The 333-nt window shown below is 64.0% G+C and carries 1 protein-coding gene; it reads right to left on the reverse strand.

The window, feature by feature from the left end; translation table 11 throughout:
• A partial coding sequence (locus GNK13_RS20390) for a cadherin repeat domain-containing protein (protein ID WP_164104396.1) occupies positions 1-333 on the reverse strand: 333 nt, incomplete at both ends.

The raw sequence follows: 333 nt of genomic DNA on the forward strand, positions 1-333 counted from the left end.
CGATCGCAAACCGGCCGCCTGCGTCGTCGTCGAGCGAGTAGCTGACCGAGTCGGTGCCGTCGGCGTCGTCCGATGAAGCCGTGATGCCGACCGCCGAACCGATCACTGCGTCTTCGTCGATCTCGTTCGCTGCCGCGTTGGTGTCGACTACTGGCGTAGCGTCGAACTCGTCGACGTCGTTGACGTTGATCGTGAAGCTTTGGGTGGTCGAGGAGCCGTCGGTGCTGGTCGCTCGGACAGTGACGCTATGGCTGGTGCTCGTTTCGTAGTCGAGTCCTGCGGCGAGGGTCACGACGCCAGTGTTGGCATCGATCGCAAACCGGCCGCCTGCGT

It is taken from the genome of Candidatus Laterigemmans baculatus (assembly GCF_010367455.1).
GTDB lineage: Bacteria > Planctomycetota > Planctomycetia > Pirellulales > Pirellulaceae > Laterigemmans > Laterigemmans baculatus.